We start from the raw sequence: 20,192 nt of genomic DNA on the forward strand, positions 1-20,192 counted from the left end.
TTGCTACTCCTTGCATTGTCGCTTGATAAACTAATAGTCATTTTTAATGATAATCATTAAAAAGTATTATAATTGAAAATTATAATAAAATCAAGGGTAAAATGTTTTTAAATGTATTTGCGAGAAAAGATAAATGTTGGTAGTGTGAAGTAGCTATATATTCTAATACGGCTTTTATTGGGTATAGGTAGAGTTAAATGTGCTTTTGACTTGCCAAGACATCAAGGGTTGATAGAGTTATCCACCTGTGTAGTAAAATGCGCGTGTGGAGTGGTTTTTCTGTGTCATTTCCTGCTCCCATTGGTTTTTTTCAGGCTTATTATGCACGGAGAGTTCCAAGAGTTTTTGCATATTTTCTTTATCGTTTTGCATAATGGCATCTTTAAGATTCACGCTTTCTTGATAATACAAGCAAGGACAAATCACGCCATCACTTGTAAGGCGGATACGATTACAGCTTGCACAAAAATCATCTTCGTGTGGAGAGATAATGCCAAAACTAAAGGGTGCTTGTGTGGAAGTATTTGTAGAAAAATCCGCGTGGATTATGCTATAAAGTTTGGCAGGACCAAAGCATTCTTTTCTTTCCTCTTGTGTAGGATATTTAGCATTGATAATGCTAAGAATCTCTGTTTTCTTTAAGCCTTTTAAACCATTTTTTGCGTGGATATTTTCCATAAATTCAATGAAGCGAATACCAAAGCCATAAGTGGCAGCAAATTCAAGCATATCAATGATTTCATCATCATTTATGCCTTGAAGTGGCACCATATTGAGTTTAATGCCAAGTCCTAAAGCCGCTGCTTTGTGAATACCTCTTAGGATTTGTGGCAAGGCATCGCGTTTAGAAATAAGCTTTATGCGCTCATTTTGAAGAGAATCTAAAGAAATATTAATGCGTGAAAGCCCTGCATCCTTTAAATCTTTAGCATATTTTTCAAGTAAAAAAGCATTGCTTGTAAGGGTGAGTTCAATATGTGGAGCGTATTTATAGATTTGAGCAATAAATGCGCTTAAATCTGCCCTCAAAAGTGGCTCACCACCGGTAATACGGATTTTTTTTATGCCATTATCAATGGCGATTTTAATAAATTCAAACATTTTAGGCAGAGGCAGCGCACTTTCATCTATAAAATCTTCTGGAGTATCAGGCATACAATATTGGCAGCGGAAATTGCATTGTTTGGTAACAGATACGCGCATATAGTCGATTTTGCGATGAAAGGAATCTATGAGCATTATCTCTCCCACATATTGTTTGTTATATATATATATTTCTTAGTTAAAGCACTAAAACTTGTTTGTGCTTATAGTGCTTCAAGCTATGGGCGCAAAATAAAAGCGTGATTATACAAAATAAGTTACAATGATTTAAAACATAAGCGTTTATAAGGATTGATATGAAGCACAAATCGCATTCTGTGTTGCATTCGCACAATGAGTTAGGTGCTAAAGTTTTAGAATCTAGTGCAGATTCTAAGAAAAAACTTAAGGCAAAATCTAAGCAAGTTTCTAAAGCTTGTTTGCCTGATAAAATACCTCTTAATCAGATCGTGCAGGGTAACAGCATAGATTTATTGAAAGAATTGCCGGACTCTAGCATTCACCTTATCTTTGCTGACCCACCGTATTTTATGCGCGTAGATGGGGTGTTAAAGCGTCCTGAGGGGAGTAACTTTAGTGGTTGTGATGATTCGTGGGATAGTGTCTTTAAGAATAATGACGACTACAAAGCCTTTTGCGAGAAGTGGCTCAAGGAATGTTATAGAATCTTAAAGCCAAATGGGAGTATTTGGGTGATCGGCTCTATGCAGTGTATTTATAGCATTGGTGGGATTATGCAGGATTTGGGTTTTTGGTTTATCAATGATGTGATTTGGCATAAAAGTAATCCTACGCCTAATTTTCACGGCACAAGACTCAATAATGCGCACGAAACGCTTATTTGGGCGACAAAGAGTAAAAAAAGTAAATACACTTTTCATTATAAAACTGCGAAAGAGCTTAATGTTGATATTGTAGATTTTAATAAAGGAGAGCGGAGACAGTTAGGAAGTGTGTGGAAAATGCCTGTGTGTAGTGGAAATGAGCGACTTAAGAATAATCAAGGGAAAAAGCTTCATAGCACACAAAAACCACAAGACTTGCTGTATAGAATCATTGCTATTAGTTCCAACATAAATGATATTGTGCTTGACCCTTTTGGAGGCACAATGACTACGGCAGCTATGGCGAAAAAGCTTGGGCGAAAATATATAAGCTTTGAGCAAAATCCTATGTATATTGAATATGGTAAGAATCGCGTTAAAAGTGTTAGTTTTGAGGATAATAAAATCGCACGAGCAACATTTGATGAAAAGCCTTTAAAAGTCAGTTTAAGCGAGCTTATACAAGCAGGATTTTTGAAAATTAATGAAAGAGTGTATTTGAAAAAAACTTCTATTTATGCAACTTTAAAAAGGGAGGGGAAGTTAGCATATAAAGGGCACTCTTATGATATTCATACTCTTGCAGCACGGCTTAAACAAAGCAAAGCACAAAGGCTTAATGGCTTTATGTATTGGGAAGTGGAATGTGAGGGCAACAAACGCGTTGTGTTAGATGAGATACGAGAGCAATACAGGTTGCAAAATTCGCAAAACAATATATAATGTTGTCAATAGATGTAAGGAGTAAGCATATATGCAAAAAATAATGATTCCGTGCGTGATTTTAGCGGGGGGCAAAAGTTCGCGTTTGGGAGAGGATAAAACACAAGTTGCTTTTGGAGAAGAGAATCTAAGTCAGTGGGTATTTACGCGCTTAAGTAAAATATGTGAAAAAGTATATATCAGCACCAAAGACAGAAAGAAATTCGCTTTTGATGCCCCATTTTTAATTGAAAGAAGTCGCATTTATGCACCTATCATAGGAATGATAAATGCCTTTGAGAAGCTTAAAGCCCAAGAAATACTTTTTGTGAGCGTAGATACACCTTTTGTGCGTGGAGAAACTTTGCGTCAGCTTGTGGATTCAAATGCACCTATTACTTATGCACAAAGCGAGGACAAGGCACACTATCTTATTTCAAAATGGCATATTTCTTTGCTTGATACGCTTGTTTGGGCGCGTAAATCTAAAATTTATACCATTTATCAAATTATAGAAACTCATCAGCATAAAAGTGTGTCTGCCTCTAATGAAGAATGCTTTAATATCAATACACAAGAGGATTATGCACGCGCTTTAGAGTTTTTGAGATTGGGAGTGTAGCAAATGGCAGATGATGAGGAGAAGACCCAAGCCCCGAGCGCACATAAGATTCAAAAAGCGAGAGAAGAGGGCAATGTAGGCAAAAGTCCGGAATTTGCGGGATTTTTTATCCTGCTTGTCGGGCTTGGGTTGATGTTTTTGCTTATACCCTTTTGGGTGAGTAGTGCCGAAAAGATTTTCTTGCATATTAGTGCGCTTATGAATCTTGATGTGGATAGTCGTATTCTTGGGAATTTGATGCTAGGCATTATACTTGAAGTGTTTATTATGCTCGCCCCGCTTTTTATCGCACTAATGGCTACAGGCGTGATTGCCAATATTGCGCAGTTTGGATTTTTGCTCTCCCCTAAAGCCATTAAGCCAAAACTTTCAAAGATTAATCCTATAAGTGGATTCAAAAATGTGATTTCGCTCAAAAAACTGCTCGATGGCTTTATGATTACCTTTAAGGTTTTTGTGGCTTTTATCATTGGCTTCGCGGTGTTTGTGAGCTTCTTTGATGAATTACCAAGTGTCTCTATGGGAGGGCTTTACGCGCAGATTCTGTGGTTTAGAGAAAAGGCATTAATGCTTATTGGTGTGCTTTTGGTGTTATTTTTTATTATGGCGGTGAGTGATTATCTCATCAAAAAATATCAATACACAAAAAGCCTTAAAATGAGCATCAAAGAAGTCAAAGATGAATATAAGCAATACGAGCAAAGCCCGGAGATTAAGGCAAAGATTCGAAGAATGCAGCAAAAACTTGCCCAAAGTCGTATGATGCAAGAAATCCCCTCTGCTTCTGTGGTGATTACAAATCCTACGCATTATGCCGTGGCATTGCGATATACCCAAAAAGAATATGAGCGCAAAATGGCGCCTGTGGTGGTGGCAAAGGGCATAGATGAGCTTGCTATTCGTATTAAGGCTGTGGCGAGGGAATACGGGATTCGTATTGTTGAGAATCCGCCCCTTGCACGAGCCATTTATAAGCAGCTTGATTTAAACCAAACAATCCCGCCCGAACTCTTTGGCGCGGTGGTGCAGGTGCTTGGCGAGGTGGCACGACTCGATGCGCTTGAAGGAAAAGATAGCTTGAGTAAGCTGATTAATACAATCAACAGCAAAAGTGCGCAAAGCACATAGGCACTTATTATGCTTTGTGATATAATGTGCGCTTTCACATTTACATAAAGGCTTTAGGGTATGGAAAATAGGCGACTAATGATTATGGGTGTGCTTGTAGCGCTTCTTGTGGCGGTGGGTGTGATTAGCTTTAGCTTAGTATTTTTTGAAAACAAAGCCCCAACACTCACGAGTGATACGCCCACACATTGGAATCTTGATGATGATATATTTGTTGAATTTAGCGACGAGAGTGGCATACGCAATTATCGTGTGCAGATGATTTTTGATGGCGAGATTTTGCTTGATGAAAAAGAAGTAATTTTAAATAAGCCAAAGTCCGTAAAGATTCAGTTACCTCGCTCTCCCACGATATTAAAAAATGGCACGAGCATTCAATACAAACTATTCGTAACCGACTGGAGTAACTCACATTTTTTTAGCGGCAATACCGCGGAGGTGGATTTACATTTGATTGTGGATACAACTCCACCTGTGGTAAAAAATATTGCGCAGTCTTTTCAAATCGTGCGTGGAGGGAGCGCGGTCATAGCAGTGCAAGTCAAAGATATGGATTTGGATAAGGTTTCAATCAATAATGGCACTGATGAATTTAGGCTCTTTAAATATGCGAGTGATGACATTTATGTGGGTGTCATTGCGTGGCCTCTCAAAAATAAATTTTTTGTTGCACAAGTTGTAGCCACGGACAAAGCGGGAAATACAACAAAGCATACTATTCCCATCACGCGCAACATCAATGTGCCTTACTATCAATCAAACATCAATGTCAAAGAGGATTTTTTGAATGGCAAACTCAATGAACTTATCGCGCAAATTGACAAAAAACATTTGAGGGATTTTAGTAGCGATGTGGAAAGATTTGTATTTTTTAACGAAGGAGTGCGCGCCGAAGATGAGAGTAGAATCCTCAAAGCAAGTAACTCTGTATCGGATTCAAGCTATATAGATGAGGATTTCCGCGCATTTGTGCCGCTTAGAGGCTCAAGGGTCGTTGGGAGTTTTGGGGATTATCGCATCTATTTTTTAAATAAAGAAAAAATAAGCGAGGCAGTGCATTTAGGTATTGATGTAGCGAGTGTGAAAAATGCGCCAATCATAGCGAGCAATAGAGGTGTGGTGCTGCTTAAAAGTTATCTAGGGCTTTATGGCAATACCTTGCTACTTTATCACGGATTTGGCGTTTCATCAATTTATGCGCATATGCACGAGAGTAGTTTAGAAGTAAGTGATGAGGTCAGCATAGGGCAGCAGCTTGGTAAGACAGGGCAAACCGGCTGGGCTTTTGGCGATCATTTGCATTTTGGAATCTTAATACAAGGGCATTTTGTGCGCCTCAATGAGTGGATTGATCAAAAGTGGGTTGATGAAAATGTGGTGAATGTGCTTAAAAAAGCGCGTGAATTTACGCAAAACACAAATGCGTTACGATAAAGACACATAAAGAATGAAGCGCATAGGCACAATGAGAGAAGCAGAGAATAGGGAATTACACAAAGAGCAAAAGGCAAGGTAGAATGAAAACAAAACAGCGCAAAGTCGCATTATTTGAGTTTGTAGAAGCAGCTGATACAAAAGAGTGTATTGACTTTATTACAAAATACTTACCATTGCTTAGGCATCATATGCTTGGCTTTGGGTGGCAAATTGATAAGGAATTGCAAGAATTTTTAGAATCTAACAATCTCTCTTTTGCGATTTTGAGTGGAGAAATACCCACGCGCGATAACGCCTCATATGTTGCGCTTGGAACAATAAATGCTAATTCTACACAAGAACGCGCACAGGATTCAATAAATGGCGTGGCAAACAACACGAACAATATGATGAGCGCGGATAATGTAGATTCTATCAAATCAGAATCTATCCCTGCTACATTTTCAGGCGCGTTCTCTCGCACATTATGGATTAGTCGTATCGTGCGAAGCGGAGAGGAGATATATCATAATGGCGATATTGTTATAGAATCCCACATTAACAGCGGTGCGCGTGTGGTGGCAGAGGGAAATTTATTTCTCTTTGGCGAGTGCAGGGGGAGCATAGAGGCGCATGGAGATTTTATCATTTGCTCTAAGATTCTAAATCCTGCCGTTTTGTTTCAGGATACGATTGTTAGCCAAGAAATTTTACACACGATTAACCAAAGCAACGCATTATTCAAAATGATTTTTAAAAAGGGCGATAATATATTGGTAAAGGAGATGATATGAGACAAAAAACGATTAAAAATAAAGTTGAAATTGTAGGTATTGGGCTTCATAAGGGCGTGCCTGTGAGAATGGAGCTTGAGCCTCTGGGCGTGGATAGTGGCATTGTGTTTTATCGTAGCGATTTGGGTGTGAGTATCCCACTCAAGCCACAAAGTGTAATTGATACGACTATGGCAACCGTGATTGCCAATGGTGATGCACGTGTTTCGACAATCGAGCATTTGCTCTCTGCCATTCACGCGTATGGTATTGATAATATTAGAATCTCGCTTGATAATGAGGAAGTACCTATTATGGACGGCAGTTCAATAGGCTATTGTATGTTGCTTGAAGAGGCGGGAGTTTGCTCACAAAACGCGCATAAAAAGGCGATTGCGATTAAAAAGCCTATTGAAATTGTGGAGGATAAAAAATTTGTGCGCGTAGAGCCGAGTGAAAAGACGATTTTTGACTTTAGTATTGATTTTGCTCACCCAGCGATTCGCAACCAACAATATAAATTTATTTTTTCTACCAAAGCATATAAAGAGGAAATTGCTCGAGCGAGGACATTTGGCTTTTTGCACGAAGTGAATTATTTGCGCTCTAAGGGTTTGGCAAAGGGCGGGGACTTGAGTAATTGTATTGTGCTTGATGAAAGCGGAATTCTCAATAAAGAGGGGTTGCGCTACAAAGAAGAATTTGTGCGACATAAAATTTTAGATGCTATTGGTGATATGGCGTTGCTTGGTATGGCGTTGCTTGGCACTTATGTATCTTTCGCTGGAAGCCACAAGCTCAATCACCTTCTTACTAAACAGCTCTTAAGCGATGAAAAAGCCTATGAGATAGTAAGTCTTGAGGACAAAGTAGAGGAAGAAGCTTTAGAATACGCATATGAGACACATTGATATTGCTCTTTTTAGCGCAAGCTCTCCGCTGCTTTGCGGGGTGTATGAGAATAATACGCTCATAGAGCAAGTTCAAAGCAACGAGTTACTCTTGGTGGCATTACCTCGCGTTTTTGAATCTTTGCTCCCTACCCCAAAGCAAAACCCAGCTTATGCAGATTCTAAAATCAATGCTATTTATTATGCAAATGGTCCCGGGAGCTTTAGCGCACTTAAACTCACACATATTTTTTTGCATACACTAAGCAATCTATATGATATAAGGCTTTTTGCTACTTCAAGCTTTTACTTCACGCAAAGCGCATATATTAGAGCCTTTGGCACGAGTTGCTTTTATCGTAACGAGAATGGCGAGATAAGCCTTGTGCAAAATGTGAATCAAGATGTATCAAATCAAAATGCGATAAATCAAAACACCACAGATAGCGGGGTGATGAAAAATAATGCCTCATTCTTCTTGCCACAAAGACTTGATAAGAGTGCGTTTAACTTGCCCACCGAGCCACTCTATATTTTGCCTCCGCTTTGAGGGTTTAAAATTTTAGAATCTAGTCTCTATGCTTTATTCTTAAGAAGCGTAAGTAATTCTTTGAGCAATGTTAGGTAGTTCTTGTATTGCCCCTCATACGCGCTGATATTCGCGTTTTGCTCATCACAGAGTGCTTTCATTTCGCGTTCAAAATGCCAAATGCTTTTTTTGTGTAGCGGCTGGGTTAAAAGATTTTCTTGCAAAAAGCTAAAGCAAAAACCTAGATTAAGCTCATCGCGGATATTTTCTAGGCTAGGATTAAAAAGCGGCAAAGTGTCAGGATTCTTGCTGTGTTTATCAAGAGCTTCTTGAATTTTCAAATCAATGCTATTGAGGCACAAATGCACGGATATTTGGTAATTGAGTGTGAGAATCTTCGCAAAAAGCATTAGTTGCGCCTTGAGACTTTGGCTGTGTATATGCGTGAGGTGCTGATGAGCATTTAGCATTTCATCGAGGCTTTTTTGCAAAAGCGGACTTTGCAGGGTTGGTAGAAAGGATTCATACCATTGTGTGATAATCCCCCTCAAATGCGCCATATGCTCATTTAAAAGTGTATCAAAACTCTCGCCCATTGCGCTTATATCAAAACCAAGTTTGATAAAATCTCGCTCAAATTGTGAATCTCCTCCGCACAGACTTAGTCCCAAACGCTCTCGAGGCAAAGTCGTAATCTCCTTTGTTTGTATCTTTTGTGTGGTAATACCGAGTTTTTTCTCCAATCGCACAAAGTCCCTAGAAGTGCGTGTCAAGGAGCTATAAATATGCTGTGTGAGTTCATCAAGCTTAGATTCTAAATCATAAAAAAGTGAAGGGAAAGATTTGTAAAATGCACTCTGTGGATAGCTATCTGTAAAATGCACTCCCGCACTCACAAGAGCAGATTTTAGCTTTTTGAAGTGTAAATGCGCGTGTAGGCAAAGTCTCGCGTAATTGAGCGTGAGTGTGCGTAAATGTTTGTGAATGCTGTGAGATTTTGCCTCCTCTGCCTGTGGTGCAATAGTATTTTGCAAAAAGGCAAGGATAGATTCTATATTAGAATCTGCCCTAAGATTTTCCGCCTCCTCCCCCTTTGCGTTATGAGACAAAAGTGCATTTCTAGCCGATATAGCGATAATATCCTCAAAAAATCCATCGAATGCCTTTTTAGCATAATTGAGGCTTACATCAATTTCATCTTGATTTTTCAACCTATCTTTTTGATTTAACACACAGAGGCTTTTGCTTGCATAGTGTCTAATATGTGTGTTGATGATGTCTTTCTCACTCTGCTTACCAACATTGTCGATGAGTGTGAGCCAAATAATACCATCGACATTTTCAAGCACTTCGTTTGTTGTGTCTGTATCGCTTTGATTGATTGAATTGAATCCGGGCGTATCGAGGAAATTAATACTTTTAAGCAGATTGAGCGGTGCATAGAGTTTGTAAAAGGCAATTTTTGTATTCTCTGCCTCGCTCACTTCGCTTAGGTAGCTAAGGGGTTTATTTGTGATATTGCCATTTTTATAGACAATTTCAAGCGTGTAGTCGCTTCCATAGGCAATATGACAGACTTTGGAGGTAATTGGCGTAACACCACTAGGGAGAATGCTCTGCCCCAAAAGCGCGTTTAAGAATGTGGATTTACCGCTACTAAATTGCCCAATAATCGCCACTTTCATTGGCTCTTGTATGCTAAGGCTTAGCGCGTTGAGGCTATGGAGCGTTTTAGAATCTAATGGCGCGACTTGACTTAGGCTATATTTGACTTTGTCGATGAGTGCGTAGAGGGGATTGCTGTTTTGCAGGATTTGCTCTTTTGCGGCTGCAAATTCCTTTATAAATGTTTCGAGTAGATTCTCTTGTGAATCTTTTGAATCTGCCAAATCCTGCGCCATTTGTGAATCCTGCAAGGTCTGCGAATCTTGTGTATTACTCATATTTGCTCCTATTGTAAATGCTGTAACTGGGATTGCAAGGCATTTGTAATGTCCTTAATTACTCTAAATTGCGCTTCTAGCTCGTCTTTTCTTGTATTGTGGCTACTATCGTCCCGCTGTTTAAGAGCATTTTGTAGGCTTTGTTCTTTTTGTGCGATTTTAGATTCTATATGGGATTTGTGCGTTTGGCTTATCTCATCAAAATGTGTAAGGCAGAGGGCGCTAATCTCTTTGTTTTTGGATTCTATGAGTGTTGCAAAGGCATTAAAGAGTGTTGCAAAGGCATTTTCAAGTGCGATTTTGAGGCTGTTTTTTCTATTCGCACTTTTAATAAGATGTGGGAGTTCATCAAGCAGGGAGCGCATAATAGGCGCAATATCCGCAGTTTTGAGTTGAAAATGGATAGGCGGGAGCTTCATCTCCTCGGTATCGGCTATCGCGCTTTTAAGCTGTGCGATTTTTCTGCTAAGTCTGTAACGATATTCGCGCCCGATGTCCGCAAAGCAGTCTTTGAGGCTAAGTTCTATCATTGTTTGTATGTTTGTAGATTCTATTTTTGTCCCGCGCTCATAGTCATACACAATGTCATTAAACACCTTGTCTTTTACGAGTGTGGCGGATTTTGAGAGAGTATTTGTGCTAAAGGATTGGAGCATGTGGAGAAAGTCTTTTAGCTCGTTGTGGAGCGAAGCAAGGGTAGATTCTAAACTCTTTAGTTCTTGCAAAAGCGCGTCATTATGCGCCCTCTCTTGGGCGATAATCATTTCTAGTTCGTCTTTACTCGCGTGGAGTAGGCTCGTTTGTAAGGACAAAATCTCTTCATATTCTTGTGCGATTTTGTGAGTGGCTTTATAGGCGAGATAGAGCATATCTTGCGCTTTGAGACTTTCATTACCTAAAAGCATTTTTTGTAGATAAGATTCTATTTGCATAATCCCGCTTTGCTCCAAAGAAATGCTAACCTTGCTCGTATCACCATTAGTGCGATGAAGCAGGGCGGCATATCCGGCGAGTGGGAAAAAATCAATACGCGATAAAAGAGCGGCTGTATCGCCCTTGTAGTTGGCATTTTTAAGCTGTGTGGCGAGGCTTTTTTTCGTGTATTCGAGCGAAGCATTGAGATCCTCTTTGCTTAACAAATCAATGCGTGTAAGCACGACAAGCAGACGCGATATATTTTGTTCGAGTAGAGATTCCAAAATAAAGTCAATATCTTTTTGTGTGAGCGCACAACTCGCATTCATCACGTGGATAAGCATATCACAATGTGCTAAAAAATCGCGTGTAATGTCCTCTCGTTTTGTAACCGGGTCATCAAGCCCGGGCGTATCGACAATTTCGACATTATTTTGCAAAAATGCAAGAGGCGTGAAAAGCTCGACTTTTTGAATAAGATTACACATTTTGCTTGAATGATTTGCCGAAGTATAGGCACTAAGCTCATCAGCGCGTATATCTCTCGTGCTGTGTGGCGTAGTGATATATGAATCTAGCTCCGCGCCAAAATGTGTTTTGCATTCTGTTACAAATGTCCTTAATTGCTCGTCATATGTGCTTGAAGATTCTAAATCTGCCCACTGCTCCTTGCTCCAAAAATGCACCCTCGCACTCACTTCTTTGCCATAGCGCAAAATGGTGAGATTTGCTGTCTCTGGCACATTTGAGCTACCTAAAAGCTCTTGGGATAAAAGTGCGTTTAAAAAAGTAGATTTTCCGGCATTAAGCACACCGGTAATGGCGATACACAGGCTTTCATTTTCTAGTTTGTGTGTGATTTGGGAGAGGGCAAGTTGCGTATTTTTATCAAGCATAGGAGCTAAGAGGCTATGAATCTTATACAGCTCCTCACGCGCAGTTTGTAGGTTAGTGTTTTGTATCTTAGTCTCACTTTGTGCGCTCGATGTGACATAGGACTTAAGTGAGGCAAGGGAGGAAAACTCGTTATCATCAATTACAGAGGCGAGATTGAGTCTCGCAAAATAGGGCATAAGCTCATCAAAAATATATGGATTCTCACTCACAATGTGTGCTTGCATATCAAGGACAGAATCAAGTAGCTGGGAGGGTGTAAGCACAAGGTAAGATTCTGGTAAAGCACTCATAAAGCTCGGGCAGTGTGAGAAAATATGCAGGTTGCGCTCATTGGCACAGAGGATAATGCTAAGAGATTGCGGACTTTGGTTTATGGGAGGGGTGCTACTGCGAGTGTTTGGCGGGGGGAGCTGATGAAAATTGCGAAAATATTGCTGTAAAATTGACATATCTTTCTCCATTGCTTTGCTGCTGCTTTGCACTAGGCTTGCTCTATTGTGTGCAGATACAAAAACATATTTTCGCATAAAAACATAAAAAGTAAAATAAATAATAACTTGTGTTTTGAAAGTGTATTAAATAAGGCACAAATAACATTAAGATTTGGACTTAGTCGTTTTGCGCAGTAAGGCTAAGCCACACGAGCGAAAAAGTAGATTCTATACTTTTGAAAAATGTATAGAATCTTATAAAATCTTTCCTACAATGCTTTGTAGCTCTTGCCCCACAATTCTAGGCTTTGGAGCACAGAATCTAAACTTTGCCCAAGCGGAGTGAGGCTGTATTCCACGCGTGGATGCACTTCTGCATAGACTTTTCTTTTAATCAACTTTGCTTCCTCTAATTCGCGCAAATTTTGGGTTAAAACCTTTTGAGAAATGCTCTGATTTTTTGTCGCGCCCACAGACTTTTTGAGCTAAAAAGAATCCAAAATGCTTATATTTCTTATAAACTTATAGAGCAATGTTGTGTAGAGGATTATTTGAGCGTTGAGGGCGGCAAACACCCTGATTGGAATGTGCAAGAACAAGGAATGGATTGGCCACTTGACATAAAGAACGAACACGCAGAGGTTCTAAAAAATAGCTCCATAAGAGCAAAAGTTGTTAAGAGAAGAGAAGTGAAAAGGTAAGCTTTACTTCAATAATCTCATAAAAACGACAAAGAACTTTTGATAAGCAATTTTAACTCATCAAACACAATCTATTGCATAGTGCGTAAAGAGAAATTTATAGCTTGAAAGAGATGTTCTTGTTTGATATATTTATTCCTCTAAACCCCTTGACAAATACTTAGTATCAGGCTTTATAATTACACAATCTATTTTACAAACAAGGAGGATTCTATGAAATCGTATAATGACAAATCGTAGGGACTTTTTAAAGAATCTAGCACAATTCACAGGAGTAGCGACACTCGGGGCTTATATACCTTATCCACTTTTCGCACAAGATTTGAAACAAATTTCCAAAAAAGGAGCAAAAATGCAAACTCTCACCCTCAATAATGGCGTTAAAATGCCCATTCTTGGGCTTGGCACTTATTCGCTTACGGGTAAAGCAGGGCAAAAGGCGATGAGCGAAGCCATAGAGGTGGGTTATCGGCTCTTTGATAGCGCACAGATGTATAATAATGAAGCCGAGCTTGGAGCAGCGATAAATGCGGCAGTAAAAGGCGGAATCAAACGTGAGGAGTTTTTTATCCAAACTAAGCTTTTAGAATCAAGTAGCGAGGATTTAGCAAAAAAATCCATTGAAAAATCCTTAAAAACTTTAGGGCTTGATTATATTGATTCTTTGCTTATCCATATGCCATACTCTCAATCTAAGGCGATGTATAGAGCAATGGAGAGCTTTTATAAGCAAGGTATTTTAAAGAGCATAGGTATTTCAAACTTTGGTGCGAAGGCGTATAGTGAGTTTGTGAAATCTTGTGAGGTGATTCCTGCGATTAATCAGTGCGAGACACATTTACTCCTCCAACAAAAGCCCTTAAGAGGGGCGATGAAGAGCAAAAAAACTTTGTTGCAAAGCTGGAGTCCTTTTATCGCGGGGAAAGGTTCAATTTTAGAAAATCCCACACTGAAAAACATAGCACAAAAATACAACAAAACACCCGCGCAGGTGGTTTTACGATTTTTGATTGAACAAGGAATCTCTGTCATACCAAAAACTTCTAAAAGAGCAAGAATGCAAGAAAATCTTAATGTCTTTGATTTTTCTTTAAGTGCGCAGGATATGCGGATTCTTAAAGAGCTTGATACGAATAAAAGTGCATTTTCTTGGACGAATTATTAGGGGAAATTAGGTATAAAGTAAAAATGAATAAATAAGCGTTTGCGGTATTCAAGCTTGAAAAATATCTATTTTAGCAATTTGCGATTCTACTCTTAAGCTTTTATGCAAAGTTTGTATTACGCGTGAAAAATGCGTGTGAAAGTTTGTGTGAATGTTGTGTGTGTCATTTGTTCTCTTTGTGATTTTAAAATACATTTGACATTATAAAGCCTGACACTTGGTGTTTGTCAAGGGGAAATTGCAAAATATGTTATAATGTGATTTACCTATCTGCTAAAATCTGTAAAAAACAAAGGGGGATTAAATGATAAGATTTGCACCAATATATTTAAGTATGTTGTTTATCTCTGGTTGTGCAGTGCTAAAACCTGTGGAAGTAAAAAGATTTGGCAATACAAGTGCGTATCAATTTGTTTTTATCTCACAAACACAAACTCTAAATTCTAGTGCAGGAGGTGGCTATATTGGATATGGCACAAGCGGAGGATTTTCCTATATGACATCTAAAAGTATCAACCCTTCAGATGTCATCTCTGGCATTTTAATGAAAAAAGGATTTGTCATTGTAGAGAGCATTACTAATCCAACTCAAACCCTTATAGTTAAATATGGGCAAGGTGATAAAAGAGAGGTATTAGGGGGATTAGGAGGTTATACACTTGAAGTGTCTATTCAAATTTTAAAGGCTAAAACCCAAGAACCATTGTTCCTTTGCACTGCTGAAGGGCAAGGAGATACAGAAGCTGACGACATAAGAGAAGCCATTACAAGATGTTTGCAAGAATTATAAAACAAAAAAGCATTATAGAATCTTGCGTGATTTCATTGCATAATAGGAGTGAGATTTGGATTTTTTAGAACTTGCCAAAGAAAACCAACAAAAAGCCTTTGAAGTGATAGAGCAAACCAAAGTTTTGGAGTGTTGGCAAAGCATAGGTGCGGAGATTAACCTCATTGGCTCACTCAAAATGGGCTTACTTTGCAAACATCTTGATATTGATTTCCATATCTACACGCCCACACTTGAAGTTACCCGAAGCTTTGACGCAATGGCAAAACTCGCAAACAATCCCAAAATTATCCACATAGAATACCGCAATCTTTTGGAGGAAGAGGATAAGTGTTTGGAGTGGCACGCATTCTATCAAGACGAGCAACTTTGGCAAATAGATATGATTCACATTGTGCAAGGCAGCAAGTATGCGGGGTATTTTGAGAGAGTGGCGGAGCGTATTTTACAAATAATGAGCGAAGCACAAAAAGAGCAGATTCTAAAACTTAAGTTTGAAACGCCAGATAACCTTAAAATCGCAGGGATAGAATACTACCAAGCCGTGCTACAAGAAGGCATTACGGACTTTGCAGAGTTTATGCAATGGCACAAATCTCGTCCGCAAAATGCTATTGTAGAGTGGATTCCCTAATGGGCAAGTAGAATCAAAATTTTAAAATTCTTTTGAGTAGCACAAAGCTTAAGACAACACAAAGCAAATCGCCTACAAATGCAGCGCACCAAATGCCATTAAGCCCAAAAAAGTAAGTTAAGACAAAAAGACTACAAAGTGGCGCAAAACAACCTTGCACCAAAGTAGTCAAGAGAGAATAAGAGGCTTTGTTAAAAGCGGTGAGAAAAGAGCTTACGCATACATTAAACCAAGTGATACAATAATTGAGCGCATATAAGCTCAACGCAAAAGCACTAAAGATGATAAAATCTTGATTGGTTTTTTCTGTGAAAAGCTCAATGAGGCTTTCACTCCATAGCATAATAGCTATAAAAACACCAAAACAAAGTAAAAAAGCGGTGCTAAGGATAGAGAGGATAAGAGATTTTAATCTTGCTTTGTCCTTTTTAGCGTAATTGTAGCTTAGTGCGGGTTGCATACCCTCGCATAGGCTCATAATAAAAGCGATAATAAAAGTATCAATATAAAGTATAATAGAAAATGTCGCTACACCACTTTCTCCAGCGAGTTTAAGCAATAAAAAATTTGCGACAATCGTTAGGATTGAGCCTGAAATATTGCCCAAAAATACAGAACTTCCATTGTAAAAAATGTTTAAAAAGGTTTTTAGCTTAAAAAGAATCCTGCTAAATTTTAGCTCCACATTACCAAAAATAAAAGGCAAAAATCCCAAAATTGTAGTCAAAGCCAAACTTATACAAAGAGCAAGTGCTGATGAAAACAACCCCCAGCCAAGCACTACGATAAACAAATAATCCAAAAAGATATTGCAAAGCGCCATAAGAATGTTGATAAACATACTATACATATTTTTGGCGCAAATTCGCAAATAATTATCCAAGGCGAAATGAAATGCAATAAGCGGTGTAAAATAGATAAAAATACTCACAAAATCTTTTGCCTTTACTTTTGATAGGTTGCTAATATCTAGCAAATCTATTAAAAAAGGTGCAAGGAAAAAGGCACACATTGCCATAAAACAAGAGAAAACAAAGGTAACAACTAAAGAAGTGCTAAACAGAATGGAAGCCTCTTTTGACTTCCCTTTGCCCAAAGAAAGGCTAATGAGCACAGAGGAGCCAATGGCAATCATATCTGTAAGCGCAAAGCTAATGATGACAAAGGGCATAATAAGCCCCATAACTGCTAAATCTTCGCTGCCTAAAAACTTGCCTACAAAGATACCATCAATAATGTAACATAAAGAAAGAAACACGCCACTTATGCAATGAGGCAATGCACAACGCACGAGCAAATACAAAGGGTGTTTTGTAAAAATATTGGACATAGGATTCCTTTTTGAGATTTCTAAAATTTAAATAAGAAAAATCAAAAAGCTAATGGGGACTTTGAGAAGCAAAAAGATAGGAAGAAAATTTACAAAGATACAAAGAAAAGAATAATGCAAAAAATAAAGACAAAAATAGCATAACTCAACCTTCATAACTAATGTAAAATTCAAGAGAGCCATTCTAACAAAGTAATCTTAATCTCACTTAAAGAATCTTTTTAGGGCAAATAATGCAAAATCGCACTTGCAATCTTTATAAAAAGCCATAAATTCCAAGCTATTTAAACTTATGGCTTGCCTTAAGCCCAATGGTTGAAGCGATGATGAGTGTGATAAAGATGAGTTTTAGCATTAATTTTAAGCCCTTTTAATTACAATGCCCTTGATAAATTCAAAGGGTTTTTGCCCACCCTTTGAGCTAAGAATTAAATGCTATTGTAGAGTGGATTCCTTAGTTTTGGTAGATTGTGCAGGTAAGGATTATCCCTACTTAATATTTAGAATCCTTGAGATATTATCTATCTCTTGCACAAAACCTATTTCAAAAGTGTCTTTTTTATCAAATGAAGAATCTGCAACACATCGTAATGATGATTCTTGCTTAAGATACCAAAAATCTTAAAACACTCAAGCACAAATGTCTTATGTCTAGCATCTAATGACAAAATCCCACATTCTTTAGTATTTGCCGCTCTTCCAAGAAAAGTTGTCTTGTTTTTAGATTCTAATTCTGTGATAGGAAAGCACACATAAAGCATAGGTTGCACTCCTATGGCTCTTTGCTTTTCTTTGATTATGATTTCAACCAACACATCAAAATTGCCAAATTTATGAACTAAAAGCGGATATTTCACTTCGCTTACATAAAATTCTATGTCTAAAATTTGCTTTTGCTTTGGGTGGCTTCTAAAAATCTGCAAATCCTCTCTGCTGTCTATAAAATCCTCATTTTTAAGATTTTGTAAAAATGTGCAAAGATTTTCAATTTCTGTCTTGTTGATAATTCCCCACTACACAAAATAATATAAATATTCACTTAACTCATAAAGTGCCTTATTTTTCTCATTTGCTCCTACAAAATGTGTCTCTTGCAGAGTGCTTAAAGCAAGTTTTTCTTTATCGCTCTTATCCACATCATAGCCAATTTGCCATTCAATATAATGCTTTTGCGAGAATGGAATCTGCCTTGTTGCCGTTGGGATTCCATATTCATAAAAGCTATTTCTTATCTTTATTCTAATCTTACCGCTTTGTGTTGTAAGCGGAATCTCTACACAAATTCTACCCTTTTCCAACCTCTCAATCCGCATAATGTTCCCCTAACAAATCTTTAAAATACTGCATTATATCCTCACTTAGAATCTTATTTTCACTTGCTTTGATAAATGCAGATTCTAAGGCTTGAAATTTCTTAAAATCTATCAAAACATCACAATTTCCTAGATAATAAGGAATATGCTTGATGATTTGCTTAAATACATCAACATAGCAGTAAAGACTATATTTATCTTGTGTAACATACACCGCGTTTGCAGTATTTTTGCTTATAAATGTTTTAGAGCGGCGGAGGGCATTAATATCGCGCAGAGTATAAAACATTGCCACTTTGTGCCTTGAATCCACCCGCTTTTTATTTGGATATTTATCAATATATTGTGCGATAAAATCAAAATCATTGAGCCTAAAAGATTTGCCCTCACGAGTTTTAAAAGAAAAATTACAAATAAAATCAAAATCCATTCCTTGATTGTCTCTTTCATACAAGGCAATAACAATAGGAAAAAATCCCAAAGATTTAGGGCAAAAGATTTGTGAGCTAATAATTGTAGAATCTAATAAACAATAGTGTTTGATAAAGTTTTTTAAGGATTTAAAGTTTGATTCCTTAATCAAATAAGAAAGCGGGTGAAGCACACAGATATAATCAGCTTTTAATATATCAAATGAGCGCAAAAAGCTAATGCCTATATCTCGCGCTTTAAGTTGAGAATCCACAGGGTTAGAATCTGTGCTTTTAAGGTGATTTTGCACGATAGAGGTTTTATCGTTATAGGGCGGATTGCCTACGATAATGAGTTTAGAAGATTCTAAAATATTAAATTTTTCTCTTGAGACATTTTGCAAGGAGTTTGTATGGAGGAATAAAGGTGCAATGGCATAATCTTTAAAAATTTTTTGAGCCTTTTGCAAGGCTTGTTTATCAATATCTACGCCAATATTTTGCTTAAAACCCTCTAAATTTAAAAAACTCCCATAACCACAAGAGCTATCAAGCAAAACATAATCTTTTATATCAATTTTAGCATTTAAAAGCATTTGATACACAAGGCGCGTGATAGAATCCGGCGTGTAAAAACTCCCTTGATTAATTGTTTGGATTCTATCTAAATGTGCTTGGGCTGTCATTTATTCTGTTCTCGCTTTACTCTCAATGGTTGAATATTGCAATAAATATGCTAATAGATATTTTTAAGCTTCAGATTTACAAAGCACAAAGTTCTTTATAACTTTTTGCTCCCGCTTGTTTTAAGCTCTCTTTCTCTTTTTGGTTTAATGCCATATCTAAAACGCTTTTTTGGTTATCTACCGCATTTACATCTGCACCAAGCGCAATGAGGGCTTTTATTGCCTGTATTTTAGGGGAGGAGCTAGAGAGAAGTAGAATCATTAAGGGCGTTTGGGAAATTTTATGCTTACCTATTTGAACCTGTGTCCTTGTATCAATGTTTGCGCCATATTTGCAAGCAATTTGAATCTTTTCTATCTCTTGATTGGCAGCACAACGATGTAAGAAATTCCAGCCGTCCCTGCCATAGTCTTCAAACTCCGCTTCTCTCTCAAGTAAAAAGGAGATGATTTGTGAATCTTGCCCACCCACATCAACATAATATTGCAGAGCATTGCCCCAGCCGTCATTATCATTTGCCTTTAGCCCATATTGGAGCAAAAACTCTAAGATTTGAAAATCTTTTGTCCTATCACACACCAAACAAGCATTTCTAAGTGTGATAGCAGCGTTGAATATCGGTTCTTCCTCATCATCAAAATTTGGGTCATAAAAAAACCGCTGCGCGTCATAATATTGTAAAAATTGTTTCAATTTGCTCAAATCATTTGCTTTGATAATCTCCCATAGCTCATTTTGCAAATCATCTTTATCTTTATGGCTAAGACTTTTTATCTCTTCTAATGGCATCATCTCTTAATCTCCGAGTCAAAAGTAACCTCGCATTATAGCAAAAAAAAGTCTATAAATGCTGCATTTTACTAGCAATAGTGCAAATCTAGTCCGCAAAATGCTATTGTAGAGTGGATTCCCTAATTTTATACAAAGTGCAATCCTAGCCTTAAAACACAAGCTATTTAAATATATTTTGGTAAAATTTTCTTAAGTT

Annotated in this window: 18 protein-coding genes and 1 pseudogene; 10 read left to right on the forward strand and 9 right to left on the reverse strand. The window is 37.8% G+C overall.

Annotation, left to right across the window (positions count from 1 at the left end; translation table 11 throughout):
* Nucleotides 1-237: 237 nt before the first annotated feature.
* A complete protein-coding gene (moaA, locus tag BN2458_RS00005; RefSeq protein ID WP_034326377.1) occupies nucleotides 238-1,239 on the reverse strand; it encodes a GTP 3',8-cyclase MoaA in 1,002 nt (333 codons plus the stop codon).
* Nucleotides 1,240-1,400: 161 nt separating this feature from the next.
* Between moaA and BN2458_RS00010 the strand changes: the two genes are divergently transcribed.
* From BN2458_RS00010 to BN2458_RS00040, 7 genes are all read left to right on the forward strand, one after another.
* Nucleotides 1,401-2,651: a DNA-methyltransferase gene (locus BN2458_RS00010; protein ID WP_081951386.1), complete on the forward strand. Its 1,251-nt coding sequence runs from the start codon at nucleotides 1,401-1,403 to the stop codon at nucleotides 2,649-2,651.
* A gap of 31 nt (nucleotides 2,652-2,682) precedes the next feature.
* Nucleotides 2,683-3,252 (forward strand): molybdenum cofactor guanylyltransferase MobA, encoded by a 570-nt coding sequence (gene mobA / locus BN2458_RS00015; protein WP_034326379.1) that lies wholly within the window; start codon nucleotides 2,683-2,685, stop codon nucleotides 3,250-3,252.
* 3 nt (nucleotides 3,253-3,255) lie between these two features.
* Nucleotides 3,256-4,380: a flagellar biosynthesis protein FlhB gene (flhB, locus tag BN2458_RS00020; protein WP_034326381.1), complete on the forward strand. Its 1,125-nt coding sequence runs from the start codon at nucleotides 3,256-3,258 to the stop codon at nucleotides 4,378-4,380.
* Between the two features lie 60 nt (nucleotides 4,381-4,440).
* A complete protein-coding gene (locus tag BN2458_RS00025; RefSeq protein ID WP_034342527.1) occupies nucleotides 4,441-5,814 on the forward strand; it encodes a M23 family metallopeptidase in 1,374 nt (457 codons plus the stop codon).
* 83 nt (nucleotides 5,815-5,897) lie between these two features.
* Nucleotides 5,898-6,590: a septum site-determining protein MinC gene (locus BN2458_RS00030; protein ID WP_034342524.1), complete on the forward strand. Its 693-nt coding sequence runs from the start codon at nucleotides 5,898-5,900 to the stop codon at nucleotides 6,588-6,590.
* Nucleotides 6,587-7,480: a UDP-3-O-acyl-N-acetylglucosamine deacetylase gene (lpxC, locus tag BN2458_RS00035; RefSeq protein WP_034326385.1), complete on the forward strand. Its 894-nt coding sequence runs from the start codon at nucleotides 6,587-6,589 to the stop codon at nucleotides 7,478-7,480. The genes BN2458_RS00030 and lpxC overlap by 4 nt, the downstream gene beginning before the upstream one ends.
* Entirely contained in the window at nucleotides 7,467-8,009 is a 543-nt protein-coding gene (locus BN2458_RS00040; protein ID WP_034342521.1) for a hypothetical protein, read from the forward strand. The genes lpxC and BN2458_RS00040 overlap by 14 nt, the downstream gene beginning before the upstream one ends.
* A gap of 26 nt (nucleotides 8,010-8,035) precedes the next feature.
* Here BN2458_RS00040 and BN2458_RS00045 read toward each other — a convergent pair whose 3' ends face one another.
* The 3 genes and pseudogenes from BN2458_RS00045 to BN2458_RS00055 all read right to left on the reverse strand — a co-directional run.
* Nucleotides 8,036-9,931: a dynamin family protein gene (locus tag BN2458_RS00045; protein ID WP_231944793.1), complete on the reverse strand. Its 1,896-nt coding sequence runs from the start codon at nucleotides 9,929-9,931 to the stop codon at nucleotides 8,036-8,038.
* Between the two features lie 8 nt (nucleotides 9,932-9,939).
* Nucleotides 9,940-12,192: a dynamin family protein gene (locus BN2458_RS00050; protein WP_052082083.1), complete on the reverse strand. Its 2,253-nt coding sequence runs from the start codon at nucleotides 12,190-12,192 to the stop codon at nucleotides 9,940-9,942.
* Nucleotides 12,193-12,443: 251 nt separating this feature from the next.
* Nucleotides 12,444-12,659: pseudogene (locus BN2458_RS00055) on the reverse strand (winged helix-turn-helix transcriptional regulator); the annotation flags it as partial.
* Nucleotides 12,660-13,227: 568 nt separating this feature from the next.
* Here BN2458_RS00055 and BN2458_RS00060 point away from each other — a divergent pair.
* The 3 genes from BN2458_RS00060 to BN2458_RS00070 all read left to right on the forward strand — a co-directional run bounded on the left by BN2458_RS00060 (nucleotide 13,228) and on the right by BN2458_RS00070 (nucleotide 15,464).
* On the forward strand, nucleotides 13,228-14,040 hold the full coding sequence (locus tag BN2458_RS00060; protein WP_034342638.1) for an aldo/keto reductase: 813 nt from the start codon (nucleotides 13,228-13,230) through the stop codon (nucleotides 14,038-14,040).
* A gap of 304 nt (nucleotides 14,041-14,344) precedes the next feature.
* Nucleotides 14,345-14,830 (forward strand): hypothetical protein, encoded by a 486-nt coding sequence (locus BN2458_RS00065; protein ID WP_034342518.1) that lies wholly within the window; start codon nucleotides 14,345-14,347, stop codon nucleotides 14,828-14,830.
* 55 nt (nucleotides 14,831-14,885) lie between these two features.
* Complete coding sequence (locus tag BN2458_RS00070) at nucleotides 14,886-15,464, forward strand: hypothetical protein (protein WP_034342515.1); 579 nt, start codon at nucleotides 14,886-14,888, stop codon at nucleotides 15,462-15,464.
* A 13-nt stretch (nucleotides 15,465-15,477) separates the two neighbouring features.
* Here BN2458_RS00070 and BN2458_RS00075 read toward each other — a convergent pair whose 3' ends face one another.
* The 5 genes from BN2458_RS00075 to BN2458_RS00090 all read right to left on the reverse strand — a co-directional run bounded on the left by BN2458_RS00075 (nucleotide 15,478) and on the right by BN2458_RS00090 (nucleotide 19,996).
* A complete protein-coding gene (locus BN2458_RS00075) occupies nucleotides 15,478-16,794 on the reverse strand; it encodes an MATE family efflux transporter (RefSeq protein ID WP_034342512.1) in 1,317 nt (438 codons plus the stop codon).
* A gap of 539 nt (nucleotides 16,795-17,333) precedes the next feature.
* Nucleotides 17,334-17,717 (reverse strand): R.Pab1 family restriction endonuclease, encoded by a 384-nt coding sequence (locus BN2458_RS10190; protein ID WP_231944794.1) that lies wholly within the window; start codon nucleotides 17,715-17,717, stop codon nucleotides 17,334-17,336.
* 90 nt (nucleotides 17,718-17,807) lie between these two features.
* Complete coding sequence (locus BN2458_RS10195; protein ID WP_231944795.1) at nucleotides 17,808-18,107, reverse strand: hypothetical protein; 300 nt, start codon at nucleotides 18,105-18,107, stop codon at nucleotides 17,808-17,810.
* Nucleotides 18,097-19,203 carry an N-6 DNA methylase gene (locus BN2458_RS00085; protein WP_034342509.1) on the reverse strand — a complete coding sequence of 369 codons (1,107 nt, stop codon included), beginning with the start codon at nucleotides 19,201-19,203 and terminating at the stop codon, nucleotides 18,097-18,099. Before BN2458_RS00085 ends, BN2458_RS10195 begins: the two co-directional genes overlap by 11 nt.
* 76 nt (nucleotides 19,204-19,279) lie before the next feature.
* Nucleotides 19,280-19,996 (reverse strand): ankyrin repeat domain-containing protein, encoded by a 717-nt coding sequence (locus BN2458_RS00090; RefSeq protein WP_138091959.1) that lies wholly within the window; start codon nucleotides 19,994-19,996, stop codon nucleotides 19,280-19,282.
* Between the last annotated feature and the right edge of the window lie 196 nt (nucleotides 19,997-20,192).

Source organism: Helicobacter typhlonius, assembly GCF_001460635.1.
GTDB lineage: Bacteria > Campylobacterota > Campylobacteria > Campylobacterales > Helicobacteraceae > Helicobacter_C > Helicobacter_C typhlonius.